Annotated in this window: 16 protein-coding genes; 9 read left to right on the top strand and 7 right to left on the bottom strand. The window is 59.9% G+C overall.

Translation table 11 applies throughout. The features are described 5' to 3' along the window. The first annotated feature begins 23 nt into the window (after positions 1-23). Entirely contained in the window at positions 24-1100 is a 1077-nt protein-coding gene (wecB, locus tag RDL66_RS02510) for a non-hydrolyzing UDP-N-acetylglucosamine 2-epimerase (protein ID WP_308534962.1), read from the top strand. Positions 1101-1269: 169 nt separating this feature from the next. Next, positions 1270-2634 carry a nucleotide sugar dehydrogenase gene (locus RDL66_RS02505; protein WP_308534961.1) on the top strand — a complete coding sequence of 455 codons (1365 nt, stop codon included), beginning with the start codon at positions 1270-1272 and terminating at the stop codon, positions 2632-2634. A 40-nt stretch (positions 2635-2674) separates the two neighbouring features. On the opposite strand, the gene RDL66_RS02500 is transcribed toward RDL66_RS02505, so the two are convergent. Continuing rightward, a complete protein-coding gene (locus RDL66_RS02500; RefSeq protein ID WP_308534960.1) occupies positions 2675-3667 on the bottom strand; it encodes a glycosyltransferase in 993 nt (330 codons plus the stop codon). Positions 3668-3757: 90 nt separating this feature from the next. Between RDL66_RS02500 and RDL66_RS02495 the strand changes: the two genes are divergently transcribed. Further along, positions 3758-4894, top strand: coding sequence for a glycosyltransferase family 4 protein (locus tag RDL66_RS02495; RefSeq protein ID WP_308535014.1), 1137 nt, complete (start codon positions 3758-3760; stop codon positions 4892-4894). Positions 4895-4952: 58 nt separating this feature from the next. Here the strand turns inward: RDL66_RS02495 and RDL66_RS02490 are convergent, their stop codons facing one another. From RDL66_RS02490 to wecC, 5 genes are all read right to left on the bottom strand, one after another. After that, positions 4953-6014, bottom strand: a complete 1062-nt coding sequence (locus tag RDL66_RS02490; RefSeq protein ID WP_308534958.1) for a glycosyl transferase — start codon at positions 6012-6014, stop codon at positions 4953-4955. Then, positions 6001-7317, bottom strand: a complete 1317-nt coding sequence (locus tag RDL66_RS02485) for an oligosaccharide flippase family protein (RefSeq protein WP_308534957.1) — start codon at positions 7315-7317, stop codon at positions 6001-6003. The genes RDL66_RS02490 and RDL66_RS02485 overlap by 14 nt, the downstream gene beginning before the upstream one ends. A 19-nt stretch (positions 7318-7336) precedes the next feature. Then, positions 7337-8458, bottom strand: a complete 1122-nt coding sequence (locus tag RDL66_RS02480) for a hypothetical protein (protein WP_308535012.1) — start codon at positions 8456-8458, stop codon at positions 7337-7339. Between the two features lie 38 nt (positions 8459-8496). Then, the gene (gene wecB / locus RDL66_RS02475; protein ID WP_308535011.1) at positions 8497-9630 is read right to left on the bottom strand and encodes a non-hydrolyzing UDP-N-acetylglucosamine 2-epimerase; all 1134 of its coding nucleotides are present in this window, start codon (positions 9628-9630) and stop codon (positions 8497-8499) included. 121 nt (positions 9631-9751) lie between these two features. Then, positions 9752-10984 (bottom strand): UDP-N-acetyl-D-mannosamine dehydrogenase, encoded by a 1233-nt coding sequence (gene wecC / locus RDL66_RS02470; RefSeq protein ID WP_308534956.1) that lies wholly within the window; start codon positions 10982-10984, stop codon positions 9752-9754. Between the two features lie 119 nt (positions 10985-11103). On the opposite strand from wecC, the gene RDL66_RS02465 reads away from it, so the two are divergent. The 5 genes from RDL66_RS02465 (at position 11104) to RDL66_RS02445 (ending at position 18305) form a co-directional block, all read left to right on the top strand. Then, on the top strand, positions 11104-13257 hold the full coding sequence (locus tag RDL66_RS02465) for a DUF6541 family protein (RefSeq protein WP_308534955.1): 2154 nt from the start codon (positions 11104-11106) through the stop codon (positions 13255-13257). 92 nt (positions 13258-13349) lie between these two features. After that, a complete protein-coding gene (locus RDL66_RS02460; protein WP_308534954.1) occupies positions 13350-14519 on the top strand; it encodes a glycosyltransferase family 4 protein in 1170 nt (389 codons plus the stop codon). An 85-nt stretch (positions 14520-14604) separates the two neighbouring features. After that, positions 14605-15222, top strand: coding sequence for a dTDP-4-dehydrorhamnose 3,5-epimerase (locus RDL66_RS02455; RefSeq protein WP_308534953.1), 618 nt, complete (start codon positions 14605-14607; stop codon positions 15220-15222). Positions 15223-15246: 24 nt separating this feature from the next. Beyond that, positions 15247-16266 carry a glycosyltransferase family 2 protein gene (locus tag RDL66_RS02450; protein ID WP_308534952.1) on the top strand — a complete coding sequence of 340 codons (1020 nt, stop codon included), beginning with the start codon at positions 15247-15249 and terminating at the stop codon, positions 16264-16266. Then, on the top strand, positions 16263-18305 hold the full coding sequence (locus tag RDL66_RS02445; RefSeq protein WP_308534951.1) for a DUF6541 family protein: 2043 nt from the start codon (positions 16263-16265) through the stop codon (positions 18303-18305). The genes RDL66_RS02450 and RDL66_RS02445 overlap by 4 nt, the downstream gene beginning before the upstream one ends. On the opposite strand, the gene RDL66_RS02440 is transcribed toward RDL66_RS02445, so the two are convergent. Next, entirely contained in the window at positions 18288-19340 is a 1053-nt protein-coding gene (locus tag RDL66_RS02440; RefSeq protein WP_308534950.1) for a glycosyltransferase family A protein, read from the bottom strand. The genes RDL66_RS02445 and RDL66_RS02440 overlap by 18 nt on opposite strands. A gap of 88 nt (positions 19341-19428) precedes the next feature. On the opposite strand from RDL66_RS02440, the gene RDL66_RS02435 reads away from it, so the two are divergent. After that, the gene (locus RDL66_RS02435; RefSeq protein ID WP_308534949.1) at positions 19429-20286 is read left to right on the top strand and encodes an NAD-dependent epimerase/dehydratase family protein; all 858 of its coding nucleotides are present in this window, start codon (positions 19429-19431) and stop codon (positions 20284-20286) included. The last annotated feature ends 48 nt before the right edge of the window (positions 20287-20334 follow it).

Here is a 20334-nt window from a genome sequence, read left to right as displayed (position 1 = left end):
TCCGGGATTGGTAAGTTAGAGACGTGAAAATCATGTCGATTGTGGGGGCGCGCCCCCAGTTTGTGAAACTGGCACCGATCGCGAAGGCGTGTGCCCAGGCAGAGGTGGAACATCTCATTGTCCATACCGGCCAGCACTACGACCCGATGCTGTCCGAAGTGTTCTTTCAAGACCTGGAGATTCCGCGTCCCGACGTACATCTCAACGTGGGCAGTGCCAGTCACGGGGTGCAAACCGGGCGAATGCTGGCCGAGTTGGAACCGGTCATTGCTGAGGCTCAGCCGGATTGGGTGCTGGTTTACGGGGACACAAACTCGACACTGGCGGGGGCATTAGCGGCGGTAAAGATTCACCAGCGGGTCGCACACCTGGAGGCCGGGCTGCGTTCCTTTAACCGGGACATGCCCGAAGAAATCAACCGGGTGCTCACCGACCACGCCGCGGATTTACTGCTGGCACCCACCCAGATCGCGATGCGCCACCTGGCAGAGGAAGGTTTGCAGAATCGTACGGTCCTGGTGGGAGACGTGATGACTGACGTGTTGTTCACCATCCGCGACCGGGTCCAGTCGGGACAGATTACGAACCCTATCCCCGCCGAACTCGGCTTGGCGCCCTCTCAATACGCCCTTGCCACCATACACCGAGCCGAAAATACTGACGATTCGAGCCGTCTCGAGGCCGTCGTGGCGGCTCTCGCGGACCTGCCGTTCCCCGTCGTGCTGCTAGCCCACCCGCGCTTGCGCGCCAAAGCGGAGGCGGCGGGCGTGAACCTGACCCGTGGAGCCATTCACTTGCACGAACCACTGGCATATCCGCAGCTGGTAGCGGCAGCGCTGCAAGCCCGCCACATTGTCACCGATTCCGGCGGACTGCAAAAGGAAGCGTTCTTGCTGCGGGTTCCTGTCACCACGGTGCGACCCCAAACTGAGTGGGTAGAGACGGTTGAGCTGGGCTGGAATCAACTGGCGGAGCCGTCTTCCCTGGTTCAGGCGGTAACTCGACCTCTGCCGGAGCCAACCACCGCCACCCCCTATGGAACCGGTGCCGCAGCGCAAGAGGTCTTGAAGGTCCTGCGGGAGCACACCGCGCAGAGCTAATTTGCGCCCCTGAACCGGTTTGTCAGCTCGGTTGCCGGTCACGGCGCAGGTGCTCTTGCCCGCCGGGGGGAATCGTCTGGCGTAAAATCAACCGGGGACGGATGGCGCCGAGCTCACGCCCAGACGCCCAGAATACATCGCGAAAGTGTCGCGAAGGAAAGGAAACACCGTGAAAATCGCTGTTGTGGGAATGGGAAAGATTGGTCTGCCGCTGGCGACCCAATACGCGTCAAAGGGTCATCAGGTTGTGGGGGTAGACATCAATCCGCACACGGTTGAGTCCATCAACAGTGGGGTGGAGCCGTTTCCGGGGGAGGCTCACCTGGGTGAATACCTGACAAAGCTGGTTCCGACCGGGCAGCTGCGCGCCACCACGGACTATGCCGAGGCGATTCCCGGCGCGGACGCGGTCGTAATCGTGGTGCCACTGTTCGTTAATGACCAGACCTGGGAGCCAGACCTCGCGATTATGGACGCCGCCACGACTTCCGTGGGAGAAAACCTCACCGCCGGCACACTGGTCAGCTATGAAACGACCCTGCCGGTAGGCACGACTCGGCGCCGTTTCCAGCCGATGCTCGAAAAACTCTCCGGTCTGCGAGAGAGCCAGGACTTTTGGATGGTGTTCTCTCCCGAACGCGTGTTGACCGGGAGAGTGTATGCTGACCTGCGCCGCTACCCGAAATTGGTGGGCGGGCTGAGCACGGAAGGGACTCGGCGCGGTCTCGAGTTCTATCGCGCGGTGTTGGATTTTGACCAGCGCCCCGACCTGCCTCAACCCAACGGCGTGTGGGATATGGGCAGCGCTGAAGCTGCCGAAATGGCGAAACTGGCCGAAACAACCTATCGGGATGTGAACATCGGGCTGGCTAACCAGTTCGCGCGTTTCGCTGATAGCGCCGGGATTGACGTGATGAAAGTCATCAACGCCTGTAATTCCCAGCCGTATTCCCACATTCACCGTCCCGGCATCGCTGTGGGTGGGCACTGCATCCCGGTCTATCCCCGCCTGTATCTCTCGACTGACCCTGACGCAACCGTGGTGCGCTCCGCCCGGGTGGCAAACTCGGAAATGCCGGGTTACGTGGTGGGACGTCTCTCACAAGCCCTTGACGAGCAGGGCGCGACACTGTCCGGGGCGACCGTGGTGGTGCTGGGAGCGGCGTATCGCGGCGGCGTCAAAGAAACCGCGTTTTCCGGTGTGTTTGCCACTGTCGCGGAGCTTTCGCAGCGCGGGGCGCACGTGGTGGTGCACGACCCGATGTTTAATGACGAGGAGTTGCGCGGGTTTGGCTGGGAGCCTTATCACCTGGGCGAACCGGTCGAAGCCGCCATCCTCCAGGCCGACCACGCTGAATATCGGGAACTGTCCGCAGCGGACTTGCGCGGAGCGAAAGTGATTTTTGACGGCCGCGGCATCCTCACGCCCTCGCGTTTCCCCACCGCGCGTTACCTGCGGGTCGGCGGCGGTGCCAGCACGGACAGCGACGTGACCACGGCTTTTGCCGGCGCTAAACTGGCGACCGACGCTTAAAGAATCGAACCTGTTTGTTCCTGGTACAGACAGCGTCAGCTCAGATAGCGTCGCGGTAGAGTTTCTCCAAGCGAACAGCATAAGGCGAAGCCTGGTGGTGACTATACACCCAGTCTTTGCCCCCCAGAGCGGCAGCCATCGCCGGAGGATCTTGCAATGCCTGAGCAATTCCTGCCATAACGGTTTCCATGTCTCCTTCGATAACGGGAGGGGTGCTGCCGTCATCCGGGCGGGGAATCCGGGAACCGAGCGCCGCCAAGGGCAAACCGATAGCCATAGCCTCAAATTCAGAGACTGCGAGAATGCGGTTGGCTTGACCGATAGCGAGGGTCCCGCCGGCAAGCCACTGCAAGTAATCCGCATGTTTCATCTTTGGTTGCAGCTTCACGCCCAGAGACTTCGCCGCTGCGGCGCCGTAACCCCAATCCAAGCCTTCCAAGGGAATCTGGGGGAAAGTCCGTCGCAGTTCGCTCACGAATTGCAGTTGTTCTGCAATGCCTTTGTCGTCATCCCAGCGCGAGGTAAAAATAATTTTCGGGGCATTGTGCCCTAGCTGCCACTTAGGCAGGAACTCAGTCTGGACGAAAGCCGGCATATATTCCGCGTCGCCACGCGCGGTGGTGGCTTCTTCGATGGTGTCCAGGTTTGTGTAAAAAACTGCCTGAGCCTCATCGATGGCACGCTGTACCTGGTCATGGTACGGTGCTTCTTTCCAGCGGCGACGAATGTCACTCCCGTGCAGGTGCAGAAAGTAAGGACGCTGCGGAAGGGGCGACTGGTGAATCAGCGGTACCGAAGTGGCGTAGTGAACGTGCACCACATCCGTTCGTCGCAGGTGGGACCAGCGACGGAAGAAATACGGGGTCCAAGCCAATCGTGACAGACCGGATCTGGGATTGACCAGGGGACGCACCAAGGCGGGCGGCAGATAATCCCAATCCCAGCCCTGCTGCCGGGCAGCGCGGACCAGGGACTGCCCGACGTTAGCACAATCATTGAAGTGCAGGACTCGAGGGGAATCAGCGCTGCTCATACCCCTATTTTAGGGGGAAAAGCCAGTCGGTGCTCGATACTTAGATATCACCGTGAGTCTGGGTCAGTGTAAACTGGTCAGGTGCGTGTTTTGGCTGTAACTACCTGGTTTCCTCATCAGAAGCGTCCCTCCAGTGGTGCTTTTGTAGTGAAGGATTTACATGCGATAGCCGCTGCTGGGAACCAAGTTCGAGTCGTTCATTTGGACGCGGATCACCGAGGTTCCCCGCAACGTTTCCAATACGAAGGCATCGCGGGGCTGCGAATCGCGTTCCAGCCTCTCAACCCGCTTTCGGCAGTGTCAGCCTCACGTCACCTGCGCAGTTCCGTGGGGGACGCCGACGTGATTCACTCGATGGCAATGTCCACCCTGTTGCCCACGGCTTTGGCGCGCCCTCAGGTGCCGTGGGTACACACTGAGCACTGGTCCGGACTGACGAACCCTGACTCGCTGACCCCGCTGCTACGACAGGCTCGAAAAGTCATTTTTCGCCTGGAGAAACTTCCGGACATTGTCACGACAGTTTGCCCCTATCTGTCCCAGCCTATCCGCCAATATCGGCATCGCCCCACGGTAGAAGTGCCCTGCGTCGTAGAGCCGGTGCTTGACCTGACTCCGCGGAAACTACCTGCCCCAGAGCCGTGGCGTCTGATTTCAGTCGGGGGACTGGTGGAACGCAAGGATCCGATTTTTGCGCTACAAGTCGTGGAGGAGCTGCGTCGCAGAGGACGCCGAGCGGAACTGACTTGGGTGGGTCAGGGACCTTTGGAGGAAGCCGCGCGTGACTATGCGACCAATCACGGTCTGCCGTTACGGCTGACCGGACCTCTGCCCTATACCGGGGAGGGGGGCGTTTCGGCGGAACTCCAGGCAGCAGACCTGTTTATTGGTCCCACTCACGGCGATAATTTCTTTGTGTCTTGCGCCGAAGCGATACTGAACGGTCGTCCCGTGGTGGTCGGCACGGCAGGGGGTCACCCTGAGTATATGCGCGACTTTGTGGGGCGGGCTATCGCCACCCATGACGTGACCGCCTACGCGGACGCGGTGACCGAACTGTTGACTGCCACCCCCGATAACACTCCTAGCGCCGAGACTATTGCCGCCAGCATCGGCGCCGCCTTTTCCAGCCAAACCGTCGGGGAGTCCTACCGGAAAGTTTACGAGGCGGTCGTGGCGGGGGACCCCGCACTTTTGGAGCGGCTGCCTTCCTGGAGGGGCTGGTAGACCGCACAAGGTCGGGGCGTCAGGTCGCGCGGTGCCCTCAGTCCGCGTCGAGCTAAAGTTAGCGCACCAGGAAACTAGCCACGTCAAAACGGAGTGGTCCCTCCCGGTGGCACCACCCTTGTGCATACGCCGGAACGAGGGCTGCGGGCGTAAAGAACCGACTCCGAGCCTGAGCTAACCGGAGCAGCTGTTCGTTGGGGGATTGTGGGTTTAAGATGGTTTGCAACAAAGCAGTGTCGGCTCGCGAGAAAGCCCGCTCACAACCGGGGGCGAAATCGCACAATGATTGGGCAATCTCCGCCAGAGAAACACGTTGGGCGGCTGTCCAAAAATCCATTTCTCGGTTCAGTAAAAGTCCAAAAACGTGAATCCGCAGAATCTTGATTGCCACCCCGGCGCGCGTTTCTGCACTCCAATCTGCCACCCAAGACCGAGACAGTAAATCAGTGATGTGTTGCAGTTCCACATCTACCGGTCGAGACGTAGTGGTGACCCGCGTTTTCGCGTCTTCGCCGACCAGGTAGCCTGGTCCGCGACGCTGCACCACCACGGGAGACGAAGAATAGAGTCGCATCGAAAAAGCAATATCTTCACCCACCGGAAAGTCAGGAGTCATGCGGAGTCCCAGTTCTTCCAGGCGTTCGCGACGCATTAACCCCAGCGGGGCGGAACGATAATAGAGCCGATCTTTGGCAAAGTCTGCCACCCCGTGGAGCCAAGGGCGAACCGCGGGGGCATGAATCGGACGGCGGGCTTTTCCGCGGTGCAGTCGCGTCAACACCATATCAGCGTCCCAACGTTTCGCCAGTACGCGCCAGGAATCGACTGCCCCCGTTTCCAGGACATCGTCGGAACCCATGATTGACACGAAGCGGGTGTCTGCGATGGCTAACCCGTGATTGAATGGCCCCGCCGGGGAGGGGATACCATCCGCAAACGGCTCCACACGCACCCGGGAGGCCAGTGGACCCAAGGCGGTGCGCATCCCCTCTGGATCCGTATTATGGGCTATAACCAGCACATTTACTCCGCTGGAACGTAGCGCTGAAGCGACCGCGCGTCGAATCGGGCGGTTGGGGTCGTGGCAGGCGATAACTACGGTGGCATCATTCTTGGTCACTGTCTTTGGTCTCCTTTGTTCCACTATTCCGGTCCCAGGCTTGGGCGGCAAGGTCCGCCAAGACCAGCAAAATCAGCAGCATCACTGCCATCATCAGGCTCAAAATCTGCAGGGTCGGTAGGAAATCCAGTGGGGAAAACGCCAGCCAACCCAGGGGAATCGCGGTAAACAAGATGGCGTGCAATAAAATCCAGGACTGCCGCCCGGTCACCACGAACACCCCAGAAATCGGGGAAGTTATCAAGTTTACTGCCAACCATGGCACCAATGCGCGGGTAATCAAGCCAGCTTCCACCCACTGCGGACCAAACACGAAGGGGAGCAGCCACGGCGCCACAATCCACAGCAGTACGAAAGGACCCACCCCGAACAGGCAGGCGCGTTTCATCACCGCCCGCACCAGCCCGGTCAGCTGTCCCGGCTGTACTCGTGCCATGCGTTCCAGGAACACCTGGGAAATCGCCCCGTTCAACAGGGCAATCGGAGCCTGCAGGACTCGCCAAGCCAAGTTAAACTGACCCAGTGAACCGAGCGCCGCGACCCCAATCAACATCTGAATACCGTTGGTTCGCACCGCATCCACCAGCGCATTAGGGAGGTTCAGCAGGGGCATTTTGCGGTATTTGTGTGCCATGTCGCGCATCCGGGAGGTATCGGGGGCCACGGGATGCCAGACGGTTCCCGATTGGCGCCCCAGATTGAACAGTGCCCACAGCAAGCCAATGAAGTTCCCGAAAATCAGCCCCAGGAAACTGCGCAGACCGCCGAGTCCAAATCCCAGCTGTCCCAGAGACGAACCCACGCCAGACTCAAAGCGATTCAGCGCGATGACGCGGTACTGTCGCTGGCGGTTGTACCAATACTGCCAAATCGCGACTTGGGCGGAACAAAAAATCGCCAGTCCCACCAGCGGCAGCCAGGTGGCCAATGTTTTTGAACCCCACACCTGTAATACGACTGGTCGCGTGGCAAAAGCCAGGATTGTCGCCAAAACCGATACGACGAGGTTGGCGCGGGTGGCGAGACGAGCCAGTTGGCGAGCTTCGTCATCCGTATCCGGCAGCACGATTGCCACGTCATAGCGCAGGGTGGCGATGACCACGAAGATGCTGGAAATGGAGGAAAAGAGCGCAAATTCTCCGAATGCTTCCGGGGTGAAAATTCTGGCTGTGAATATCGAAACAATGATGGCAACAGCTTGGCTGGCGGCAGTGCCTGTCGCCAAGATGCTGATATTGGACAAAACGGGATGCGCCTCGGCTTGTTTCCGCAGCCAAGCTCGCAGATGATTGTTGGTGTCCATCAGCTAATTTCCGTCCAGGTTAACCCTTTGCTGTCACGATGCGGTCAACAGCGTCTTTCCATAGCCCCACGACATTTTCACTAGACAGTTCACGGGCGTGGTGGTGGGCGTTTTGTTTCCATGCTGCAACTTCTGCGGGAGTGGTTTTCTCCAGTGCCTCCCGCAACGCTTCTGTCGTGAAATCGGCGGCGACCCGACCCAGCTGGTACTCATCGAGGCGGGAGACCATTTCCGGGGTCGGACCGATAACCATTCCGATACGTGCCTGGATGAAGTCAAAAAACTTGTTCGGTAAAGCGTAACGGTTGTTGAAGTTCACCGGGGGAAGGTTGTGAAAACCGAGGTCGTAGCGGTGCAACGTGTCGATGAGTTTATCGTAAGGCACGCCGGGATACAGATTTACGTTGGGTATCTCGCGGCATTTCTCGCTTAACTGCGTAAAGTAGCTGGAGTTGTTGTTGACCAGATACAGGTCCAAGGTATATCTATCTTGCAAACTAGCAACCGCGTCAATCATGACTTCCGCAAAGCGGTCCGGTCGACAAGTTCCGGCGTGAACTAAACGTATTGGACCGTTTTCAGGAGTCTCGGTGGGCTGCAAATCATGGAACGGGGTGGCATTGACGACCAACGTCGGTTTAATGCCAAAGTTTTTTTCATATTCAGAGGCAAAGAACGTAGCCGTGGTGGAACACGAGTCAGCCCGCTTCACAAAATGACGCACCTGCCATTCCATGTAGGGCTTCACAAACATCCGCCACCTGGGGACGTCTTCTTTTTCGCGCGGCGAGTATTCGTGCAGGTCAGCATGAACACCAAGTTTTGGTTTCGTCCACAGCCCCACCCCGATGGAATCAATATCGTCTGCGAAAGTCACATCGAAGTATCCCTGAGGCAGGTTGCGCCGGCACCACGCGGAGGCGGAGGAGGACCAATACGCCCAGGTGTACAGGTGCAAGATGGTGGCCAGCCGGTTGCGCTGCCAATACGTGCCTTCACCGGGGAGTTCATAATGCTGAGCCACACCTTCCGGGGCAGGTCCGTAACCGCAGGTGGTCAGCTCGTAAGCGTCTTTGAACAGGTCAATTTGTTTCAAAATCCGCGCGTCAGACACCAGTCGGGAGTAGGACACAATCAGCATCTTCAATTTAGCCACAGGGGTATTCTATCGTTGGATTCTCAGGCTTCGAAGTCCGGGAGACGCGTTCCGACCCCCAGCAGCTGTTCCAGAGCTGCCACTACCCGCGCGGCGGCGCGACCGTCCCCGTAAGGATTCACGGCGTGAGCCATCACCCCGCGGGCTTCTGGAGAAATCAGCATTCCTTCCAGGGCAGAGTGGACGGACTCATAAGTGGTCCCCACCAGGCGGGCGGTTCCCGCAGCAATGGCTTCGGGACGTTCGGTCGTGTCGCGCATCACCAGAACCGGTTTGCCCAGTGCCGGGGCCTCTTCTTGAATCCCGCCGGAATCGGTCAGCACCAGGTCGCAGCCCTTTAGCAGTCCGCAGAACGCGGCATAGGGCTGGGGGTCGCCAATGGTCACATTGGGGACGCTGCCCAAAATCTCGGTCAGTACTTCGCGCACGGCGGGGTTGGCGTGGGCGGGCAGCAGGAAATGCACTTCCGGATGGTCGGTGGCGGACTGTGCGAGCGCACGCGCCATCTCGCGTAGCGGTTGTCCCCAAGATTCCCGTCGGTGCGCGGTGACCAGTACTTTCAGTCCGGGACGTGTCAAGGCGGCGCCAAACTCGGGGGACAGGCCCTCGCCAGCCTGGTCAGTGTCGACCACGTAGTGCAGGGCATCGATGACGGTGTTACCGGTGACGGCAATCAGGCGGGGATCGACGTTTTCCCGCAGCAGGTTATCCCGGGATTTCGGGGTGGGCGCTAGGTGTAGCGCCGCGACTTGCCCCGCCAGGCGGCGATTAGCCTCCTCCGGAAAGGGCAGGTTGATGTTGCCCGAACGCAGTCCGGCCTCCAAATGCACCACCGGGACATGCAGGTTGAAAGCAGCCAGGGCAGCCGCCATTACCGTGGTCGTGTCCCCCTCTACCATGATGGCGTCGGGTCGGATTTCTGCCAATTTCGTGTCCAAGCCTTGCAGCACTCGGGCAGCCAGCATATTTAGCGATTGCCCGGGGCGCATCACGTCGATGGCAAAGTCAGGAGTAATCCCAAAAATGCTGTTGACCTGGGCAACCATTTCGGGATGCTGACCCGTGGTCAGAGTTTTAACATCCAACTGAGAGTCCTGTAAAGCTAACACCACGGGAGCGACTTTGATGGCTTCCGGTCGGGTGCCATAAATTACCAATACGCACGGTTTACTCACGGTTCCATTTTAGACAAAAGTGAGGGGCAGAAAGGCGGTCATTGCCCAGGGGCGTCCGTGCCGGGTGTGGCGGACGTGTTGGCGCAGCGGTGACACGGCGCAGCTAGCGCCAAATCCCGCAGGTGTCCAACACTGGCTTGGTGATTGCCGTGCGGGTTAAGGCTTTGAACTGCTTGTGCGCGACAAGGCCGACCACGACCGCTGCCTCTTCAATAGCCCGGTTCAAGGCAACCAAGGTCACGTTCGTTTTGTCGGTCAAGGACTTTGGCAAAGCGTCTACGTTCGGCTCGGAAACCAGCACCTGTGCCCCCGGGATTTCCGCCAGTTTTTGCACCACGGTGATGGCCGGGGAGGTGCGCAAATCGTCCACATCGGGTTTGAAAGCTAAACCGAGAGCTGCAATCTTCACCGGTTCGCCTTCCTTCCAGCCATTCGCGCCCAAAATGGTACGCACCTGAGCCATCACGTCGTCGGGACGTGAGTCGTTGACCTCGCGGGCGGTGCGAATCAGGTTCGACAAATCCGGCACGGCGTCAACAATGAACCACGGGTCTACCGCGATACAGTGCCCGCCCACACCTGGTCCGGGCCGGAGGATATTGACCCGCGGATGCAAATTAGCCAGCTCGATGAGTTCCCACACGTCGATGCCCAGACGTTCACAAATCTTGGCCAACTCGTTGGCGTAAGCAATGTTCACGTCCCGGAAAGAGTTTTCCGCCAGCTTCGACATCTCCGCTGTCTTGGCGTCCGTCACGCGGATTTGGCCCCGACAGAAACTCGCATAGAGGTCGCGTGCTGCTTCGGCCGCCTCGCGGGTCAAACCGCCCACAATGCGGTCGTTTTCAAACATTTCAATCATGATGCGCCCGGGCAAAACCCTCTCGGGGGCGTGGACGAACTTGACCTGGCCGGCCAATTCGGGACGGTTTTTCTCGATACGTTCGGCCATAGCCTCGGTCGTTCCCGGGGGCGAAGTCGATTCCAGAATCACCAAGGCGCCCTTGGCGACGTAAGGGGAAATTTCGTCGGCCGCAGCCATGACATAGGACAAATCGGCTTCGTGGTTGCCTTTGAAGGGTGTCGGTACGGCGACAATGTAAACCTCCGCCTCGCTGGCCTGGGTAGAAGCGGAAATCAGTCCTTTGGCGTGTACTTCCTTCAGGGCCTCATCCAGGCCGGGTTCCAGGAACGGTACCCGCCCGGCATTGACGGCATCGACATGCTCCTGGTTTACATCCACGCCCTTAATCGTGTGACCTGCACCCGCCAAAGCCACCGCTGTTGGCAGCCCGATATACCCCAATCCGACAACCTGTACCGTTTTCGCAACCATAAGCCTTCCTTCCGCCCTTCCATAATAATCGCCCCACCGAACCTTTCCAGAATCGTGGCAAGGCTCCGGGCTTTAGTCTCGGCTAGAATTAAACTACCCTTAGAAAGGAACCGCTGACGTTGATTGACTCCCTGTTACTGGCCGGCGCGACGCTGATAGCCCTGGTCTACCTGCTGGTGCCGGGGCTGACGGTGCTGTGGGGTTTAGGGATTCACGGGGCTTTGCGTGTCGTGGCGGCTCCGGCGGTGAGTTTGGGAGTGTGGGCCGGGGCGACCTGGATAGCTATCGGGCTGCAGCTGCCGTGGCGGGCGTGGCTGGCGTTGCCGCTGCTGGTGCTCATTTGTTTGCCTTTCGTGGTGGGTCGGCTGTGGACCCTGCGTTCGGGGTCACGAGCGGTGTGGCCCCGGGTTCCCTCTACCGACGTTTCTGGGGGGTTGTGGGCAGTTTTCACCGGCTGCGCGGTGTTGTCAGCGTTGCCCTACCTGGTGGCGACCCGTTTGGCGACACGGGTGCCCCAAACCTGGGACGTGGTGTTTCACCTGTCTGGGATTCGCTATACGCGCGAGTTTGCTTCCGCCAGCCCCTGGGTCACGTTGGCTCCCATGAACGAAGGGGTCGGAGCCTATTACCCCAATATTTTTCATAACCTGGTGTCATTGCTGCCCGGTTCCCCGTTGCAGTCTTATGTGGGTGCCATGACGGCCGTGCTGGTGCTGTGGCCCGCCCTGCTGGGGCTGTTCGCCCTGCTGGCGCTGACTGCGTGGAAAGGCGCGGGCGAGGCGAGCCGCACCATCGCGGCTTTGACTGCCTTGGGTGCGGCCACCAGCTCCACTTTCACCGCCAACTACGTGGCGAACCTAGCGACCCCGCCCTACACCTTCTCTCTCATTGCGACCCCGGGCATGGTGATTTTCGCCGTCGCCATCTATCGTCTGCGCCCCGTCCCGGTGAAATATCCCCGCCATGAGACTGCCGGGACGTCCCTGGAAATACCCGCTGACACCCCTTCTGCCAGCCAAGCGGCATGGCGCTTCGGGCAAAAAGTCCGCGGCAACCTCCGCCACAGCCTGCTGTCCTCCCAGCTCGCCCCGTGGATGAGCCTGGGGTGGTTGGTGGGACTGGCCGGTCTGGGCTGCACCCACCCGGCGGCGGTGTTCAATCTGGTGCTGCTGATGTTCGTGCCGGTGCTGGTGCTGGGGTGGCGCTGGTGGCGGGGCTGGCACGTGTCTCGGGCGGTAAAGCTGCTGGTGCCGCTGATGGTTGCGGCGGTGCTGGGGGGCGGGTTTTGGATGGTGGTGTTACCCCGTCTGGTTTCCATGTCTAAATTCGCCAACCCGCACAACCACACTTGGGACCTGACCTGGCGGCTGCTGTTGGACTATCCGAAAGGCCCGTTCTTTATGGGTTTCGGGCTGGGCGGCGCCATTTATACCGTGGCAGCGGTGGTGGCCAGTGTGTGGCTGGTGCGCCAGCGCCGACTGTTGTGGCTGGTCGGCGGGCTGGTCATGAGCGCGGTGTTTTTCCTGCTGGCGGCCGGGCCGGTGTGGCCGGGTTACTTTCTCACGGCACCGTGGTATCTGCAGTCCGGTCGGATTGCCCCGCTGGTGTTGATGTGTGCCTATCCTTTGGGGTCACTAGCCCTGTCGCGCGGCCTGGAACGTCTCGTCGCCTGGCCTCGTTGGGTGTCGCGCCCGCGAGCTTACCGGCGGTTTTCGTGGGCACTAGCTGCGGTGGTGCTGGTCAGCGGGTGCGGAGGCACCGTGGGGGGACGCCTCACGGTTATCGACGGTTCCTACGATCCGGCGGTTATCGTCCGCGGCACGATGGTCACCGCTTCCGAACAGGCGTTCATCGAGCGGGTGGCCCCGACTTTGCCGCCCGATGCAGTCATCTGGGGCGCTCCGCAGATTGGCACCCCGTTTTGGTGGATTCTCGGTGGAGTCCATGTGGTGCGTCCTGCCATGAACTACCCCACCGGGCGAGCCCTGGAAGTCACAAAAGACCTCTATGACGGCCAGATTTCCGCCGAAACTTGTGACTATCTGAAAGCACAAGGAGTCACGCACTATTACTCGGACAACGACACTTCTGCGGACGGCTCGCGGTATGGCATCTACATTTGGTTTTGGAAAAAACCGAACGCAATCTTCCGTCCGCCCTCGCAGATGCTTCAAAAAATCGCGGAAAACAGGGTGGACACGGGGGACTACGAGTTCACCGGTCAGCGCCTGTACCGCGTCAGCTACGACACCTGCCCCGGACACGTGCGCTGAGCGGCTTCGCACCCCCCGCCCTTGTGCAGTCAATACCAGTCAGTAGACCAGAACCGGCAACCCAACCGCACTATTGAGACATAATGGACAGTATGAAGGTTGCCATTGTTACTACTGAATATCCCACGATTGAATCTCCCAATACCGGGGTGTTCGTGCGTATGAATGCCCAGGCTATCGGGATGAATCACGAGGTGACGGTGGTGCATTTGCGTTCCGAAGCGGCTGGTAGTGAGGAAAGTCACTACACCGACGCCAACGTGGATGTGCGGGGTTTTCCCAACGCGATGCGCGCCCCGGAGGATTTCGAACGTGCCGCTCAGATTGTGTACGCCCTAGCTCCCGGTTTTGACATTGTTCACACGATGAATCAGCGTTCCTTAATTCCATTTGGGCTGCCGGAACGCGAGGATGAACAGCTGGCTTGTGCTTGGGTGCACACCGAGCCGTGGCAGCTGACCAGCCCGATGGACTGGCCTCAGGAAGTCTTGCCGGTAGAGGAAATCCTGCTGCGTCCCGACGGTCTCACCGCCCCGGCGGTGAAAATGCTCGAGGACATTGCCTCCCGGCGTTTCTCTTCCTATACCGCCGCTGTGCCCTACATTGTGCCCTCCCCGCTGTACCCCGCGGTTCCGCAGCTAGAGGGAGCGGCGAGCCCTGTTCCTGCTGACAGTGAGTTTGCCTCTCGCCCGCGCGAGGCGGGTCAGCTCCGCCTGGTTTCGGTCGGTACGGTCAACGCGAAACATCAGCCGGAAGTGGCGATTCGCACAGTGAAAACGCTGCGCGCTGCCGGGGTGGACGCCACCCTGACCTGGGTCGGCGAAGGGGTCGCGAAGATTCGGAGTCAGGAAAAGATTAAAGACCTGAAGCTGGAGGAATACGTGCGTTTTGTCTCCACCAACGAGGTCGGAGTCGTGGAAGCCCTCAATGCTACAGATTTGTTCATTGGCCCTACCAAGGAGGAAAACTTTTACGTGCCGGCCCTCCAGGCTCTGCTGGCGGGCCGACCCCTGGTATTGGGTGAAGGTGCCCGCGATTTGCAGTGGATTAGCGACGAAACCGAGCGGGTCGTGCGCATTGTGACGGAAAAGAACTCGAAGTTCTGGGCCCAGGCGTGTCAGGAACTGCAGGCCGCTACCGCCGCGATGGAGCCCCGCGAGGTCGCCGAAACGGTGGGGGACCGGTACTCCCCGACCGCCATAGCCGCGGAATACGACGAGGTCTACGCCGAAACCATGGCGGCCAGCGGGTTTGCCAGCTGACCGGCCGGGGTCGCTCTGCATATGAGGAAAAACCCACTAAACTATTGATGGCTGAAACAGCTACGGACTAGGGAAAGAAGACACGATGGAATACCGCGAACTAAAAATTGCCGGCGCTTGGGAGATTACCCCCAAACAGTTCCCCGATGAACGCGGGGCGTTCATGGAAATGTACAAGATGGACGAGTTTGCCGGGGTCGTGGGTCATCCGCTGGGCCTGGTCCAGGCGAACTGCTCCATTTCAAAAGCCGGGGTGGTGCGCGGGATTCATTTCGCGGAAGTGCCGCCCAGCCAGGCCAAGTACGTGATGTGTCCGAGCGGGGCGGTGTTGGATTTCGCGGTTGATATTCGCGTGGGTTCCCCCACCTTTGGTCAGTGGGATTCGGTGTTGCTGGAGGGCGAACATCGCCGGGCCATCTACCTTTCGGAGGGCTTGGGACACTGTTTCGTAGCGCTGGAGGACAACTCCACCGTGGTTTACCTGTGCTCCGCGGGCTACAATCCGGGACGCGAACACGGGGTTTCCCCGGTCGACCCCGAGGTGGCGCTCAAGTGGCCGGACCGTGACTTGGCCGGCCGGCCGCTGCAAGTCATTCTTTCGGAAAAGGACACGGCCGCGCCGAGCCTGGCCGAGGCTCGTGAACAGGGCTTGCTGCCGGACTATCAGGCGACCTTGGATTACGTGGCGTCGCTGGGTGTGTAATTCCTTTTCGTTTCAGGAGGTTATGTGGGTCAGACTGGCTCAAAAGTGTGGGCAATCGGGGTGGCGTATGCCCCCGATACGGCTCGGCTCGATGCGGTCATTGCCTCGCTGCAAACCCAAGTTCAACAGGTGTTGATAGTCGATAACACCCCGGAACCTCACGCGGAGCTGCACAAATACTGGCAGTCTTGGGTCAAGCGCGGGGTAGTGGTGTTGGAACTCGGGCGCAATCTCGGCATCGCGGCGGCCCAAAACCTCGGCGCCCGCCACGCTTTCCGTCACGGTGCCACCGCGCTGTTGTTCTTTGACCACGACTCGGTGTTTGCCAGCGACTACGTGGCACAAATCGAAGAGGCTTACGGGCGTCTGGTTGGTAGTGTCGGGGCGCTGGGCGGCCTGGCTTTTGACCAACGCGAAACCGATTCGAGCAAACGAGACGTGCTGGCCTACCGCTTCACCCGCTTCGGGCCGCGCCGCTACCCGGACGAGGCCTTGCGCGAGGCGTCCGCGGATCTCTCTGGCGGGGGCATAATGCCCGCGGCTTTCCTCATTGCCTCCGGGCTGTACGTCCCGGTGGAAACCTGGCGAGCCGTGGGGCCAATGAACGCGGACATGTTCATTGACCATGTGGATTTGGAATGGTCCGCCCGAGCCAACGCGGCCGGCCGCGGCACCGTTCTGGTGACCGGGGCGACTATTGACCACCAGCTCGGCGACGATGTCGTGAAAATCCCGGGTCGCGCTCAAGTCGTGCATGTTCACTCGCCGTTCCGGGTGTTCTACCTGGTGCGCAACACTTGCTGGCTGATTCGCGGCATCGCCCCGATACCTGTGACTTGGCGGATGGGATACGCGGTGTGGCTGGCCAAGTTCGTGGCCTTCAACCTGGTGTTTGCCCCGCGGCTGACCCGTGACCTGGCCCAGCGCGCCGCGACAATACTGCGGGCGCTGCGTGCCGGCTGGAGCCGAATGCCCGCTACGACGACCGTCGCGCCCCCCGCGTCAGGTGAGTCTCCTGCGCCACAATCGGGACCGGCGCGATGATCGCGTTCCTGCTGTGTATAGCCGTTCTGGCGGTTTTCCTGATTCTTCCCGGTTTTGTGCTGGCCCTGGCTGCGCGTTTTCGGCTTTTGCCTGCCCTAGCTCTGGGCGCCCCGATTACCGCCGGTGTTCTAGCCGTTTTCGGCCAGGTCCTGGCCTGGCTGCATATTCCGTGGAACTTGCAGGTGGTCGGGCCTTTCCTGGTGTTTCTGGTCGCTGCAGTCTGCTCTAAACGGGTGTATTCCCTCAGACACCAGCCGCGGGGAGGACACGCCATGAATGCAGATATACCGTCGCGTCCGGTAGCTCCCGAAGTCTCTGTGCCGCGGGTCTGGTTTGTGATTTTGCTGGTCCTGGCCTTGGTGGCGGCCGGGATCATCCAGCTGCTACCGTTTGTGCAAACCCTGCCGATACCGGCGTCCCCCTCCCAATCGTTTGACGCGATGTTCCACTATTCCTCAGTGCGGGTGGTGGCCGATGACGCGAGCTCCGCCTGGAAAGGGGCTCTGGACGCGCTTTATCCCGGCAGCCACGGAGTGTACTATCCGGCTCAGTGGGCGACGCTGTTGAGCCTATTCGTCCCCTACGCCACCCCCATGCTCCTGTCCAACGCCCTGCTGATGACCCTCACCCTCACCGTGTGGCCACTCGGAGTCGCCCTTCTGGCCCAATATATCTTTGGTCAGCGCCACCCCGGCGTTCCCCTGGCGGTCCTGCTGAGCCCTTGGCCCCTGGTTTTTCCCTACTATCTGGGGGTTTTGCAATCCCTTTATCCTTACGTCTTGGCGGTGATGTGGTGGCCTTCGGCTCTGTGGGTCGTCCTGAGGTCGGCGGATACTTTGGCGAGTTGGCAGGCGGGCGTGACCCCGGACATCACCTTTTCCCGGCTCTGGGGACGGTTTTTTCACAAGACCGTTTTGGGCGCTTTGGTGGTTTTCGCCGCCATCCATGCCCATCCCTCCATTTTTGGTTTCCTCGCGGTGGCGGTGTTCGCCTGCCTGCTGAACGCGGTCGTGAAACGCCAGCTCAAGCCGTGGTGGTGGTTGGGGGTAGTCTTAGCAGCCCTGGCGGGAGGGCTGGTGGTGCCCCTGGGCCTGGCTCGGCTGGGAATCGGGGCGCGTGCCACTCAGGCCGGAGATAACATGGAAGCCTTGCGGGCGCTGGCGGCCATGCTGGGCCTGAGCCAAATCTATCAAACTCCCTGGTGGCTGCCGCTTCCCTTAGGTTTGCTCAGCCTGTTGGGCCTGGCTTGGTACACCGCAAAACGCCGCGACCTGCGTCTGGCCACGATTATGGCCGGAGTGTTGGTCCTGGTGGCGGCCACGAAAGTGCCGCTGGGGCCACTCAGCATCCTCACCGGCCTGTGGTACGGAGCTTACGACCGTATCGGGTCGGGGATTGCCGTGTTCCTGCCAGTTTTTGCGGCGGGGGCGGTGGGGGAACTCGCGGTGTTTCTGTACCGCGAGGTGACGTCACGAGTTTTGCCGTCACGAGCTGTGCCGGTGCGTGTCGGGGTCGCCTCCCTCATCGCGCTCGTCCTCACCGGATTGGCGGCAGCTCCGGTGGTGCCGCGGTTCTATCCCGACCGCGTGATGCTGGCCACCATCGCCTTTGTCCCTGGTTCCCAGTTCCATGCCCCGTGGGTGTCGAGCGAAGAATTTGCAGCCATGTCCCGTCTTCAGCTGCCGCGAAACTCCCTGGTCATCGGCGACCCCTCCGCCGGGGAAGGCCTCCTGTACGCCACCACGGGCATCCCGACCTATTACCTGCAGCTGTCCGGGTCGGCTTTTGACGAAAACCGCAAGTACCTGGCCGATCACTTCCGTGAAATCGGCACTAACCCCAAGGTCTGCGCTATTATCCGGCAGGAAGGCATCACCCACTACTACGCCGATGCAACCGGAGTTTCCGACCGCGACTTTACCTATCCGGGCCTGCACAACGTGGACTTGAACAGCGGTTTCACCCCGGTCGCGCAGCTCGGCGAAGCCACGGTGTATAAAATCGTGGCCTGCGGAGCAAACTCAGCCGCGATGAAATAGACGGCGCAACCGCGCCTTGAAACCCATCGAATTCATCCGCTCATGCAGCAGCAATACGGATTCTCCGACCTCTCCGAGCTGGGTGCTCAGACGTTCCGTTTTTACATCAAAATAGCGCACAATTTCTTCGTTGCGCTCCCGCTGCTGGAGCTGCAGTTCCTTGAGTTCCTGGGTTAAACTTTCGTTTTCCTCCCGCAGAGTTTTGGCGTAATGAGCCAGCAAAAGCGGCGTTGCCAAAGTTTTCAAATCGGGTTGCGTGCTCGGGGACGCGGCGTAGGTCATCGCTTCGCGCAGAGCCTGGTCACGAATGATGGCATGGAAATCATTGTGATCCTGCGCGGCCACCACCACCGAATTGCCATCATCACCAACGGCGTTAGCCCGGTGATGCCAGCGAGCCAAGGGTGAGTCGATGAAACCTACCGGTCCCAACAAAAGCATGCGCAGGAAAAAATCCCAGTCGGACAAGACTGGCAAATCTTCGCGCCAGCCCGTGAGCTTCGGCAACGTTTCAGCTCGAAACAGCAGGGAAACCGGGGGCACCCAATTGACCTGCAGGATGTCCTCCAAAGCAACGGTATGTTTATCTGGAGCCAGCGGGCCGCGGCGAAGCTCAACCACTGCGCTGCCCTCCGGGTTGATTTCCTCATAAACCAAGGTGGTGCGCGTGGCGACCCCAACGTAATCCGGCTTGCGATCCAGCCAAGAGACACATTCCGTGAGGAACTCCGGTTCCCAACTATCGTCGTCGTCCAACACTGCCACATAGGTCACGCCCAGTTCGCCAGCCCGGGAAAAACCGGGATTGACCGCCGCCTCGCGGCCGCGAGACACTTCGTTGTGAATGACTTCGACCCGAGCTTGTTGAGCGGCGGGCAGCTTCGCTACGGCAGCACTGACAGCTTCCGGACTGCCCGCATCGTTCACGATGAGGTGCACATAATCCTGAAACGTCTGTTCCGCCACGGTTTTTAAGACACGAGCCAGGAACAAGGGACGGTTGTGGGTACGGGTTACGACAGCGACTTTGCTCAAGATTCCTCCTGGAATATCCAACGCATTTAGTCTAACGAAACTGGGAGCTATTTGGGTAAGCCGGGTATGGCGCTGGTAGCATTGGGGCGTGGGAAAGAAGATTCTGGTTACTGGTGCTGGCGGTTACATTGGTCGGCACGTTGTCGTGAAGTTGTTAGAGCGCGGTCATGAGGTTTCAGTCATAGACCGTGTCACCTCCGGGATTGACCCGCGGGCCACCGTGGTGCAGGCGGATATTTTTTCGGGGTCGCCGACTATCTATGACGAGATTGGACGTCCCGAAATTGTCTTGCACATGGCTTGGCGCGATGGATTCAAACACAATTCCGCCAGCCACATCGATGACCTCGCGGCGCATATGCATTTCACCGAAAACCTCTTTAAAGGCGGCTTAAAGCACTTTGCCACCATGGGGACCATGCACGAAGTGGGTTATTGGGAAGGCGCTATCGATGAAACCGCTTGCTGCAACCCCGAGTCGCTTTACGGCATCGCGAAAAACGCGCTGCGCCAGTTTACTTTCCTGACGGCTAAACAGCACGATGTCCAGGTGCAGTGGCTGCGCGCCTACTACATCACCGGTGACGATTTACGTGGCGACTCGATTTTTTCCAAACTGTTGAAAGCCGGCCAGGCTGGGCAAAAGCACTTTCCCTTTACCATGGGCAAGAACCTTTACGACTTCATCACCGTAGACGAACTGGCACGTCAGATTGCCGTTGCTGCCACTCAGGACGCTGTGGACGGCATCATCAATGTTTGTACCGGCAAACCGCTGTCCCTAGCTGAGCGCGTGGAGTCCTACATCAAGGAAAACAATCTCGACATCACCCTAGACTACGGCGCCTACCCCGACCGCCCTTATGATTCTCCGGGTGAGTGGGGAAATCCTGACAAGATTACCGAAATCCTGGCGACCGCGGGCGAAGCCCCCATCGTTTCCTAGTGAAAACAACCAGCATTTCGTGAAAGCAACCGGGAGACCTGGGAATAG

Source organism: uncultured Mobiluncus sp. (assembly GCF_902488535.1).
In the GTDB taxonomy this organism is placed as follows: Bacteria; Actinomycetota; Actinomycetes; order Actinomycetales; family Actinomycetaceae; genus Mobiluncus.
Note: the sequence above shows the minus strand (reverse complement) of the source record. Positions and strands in the feature narration are given on the sequence as shown.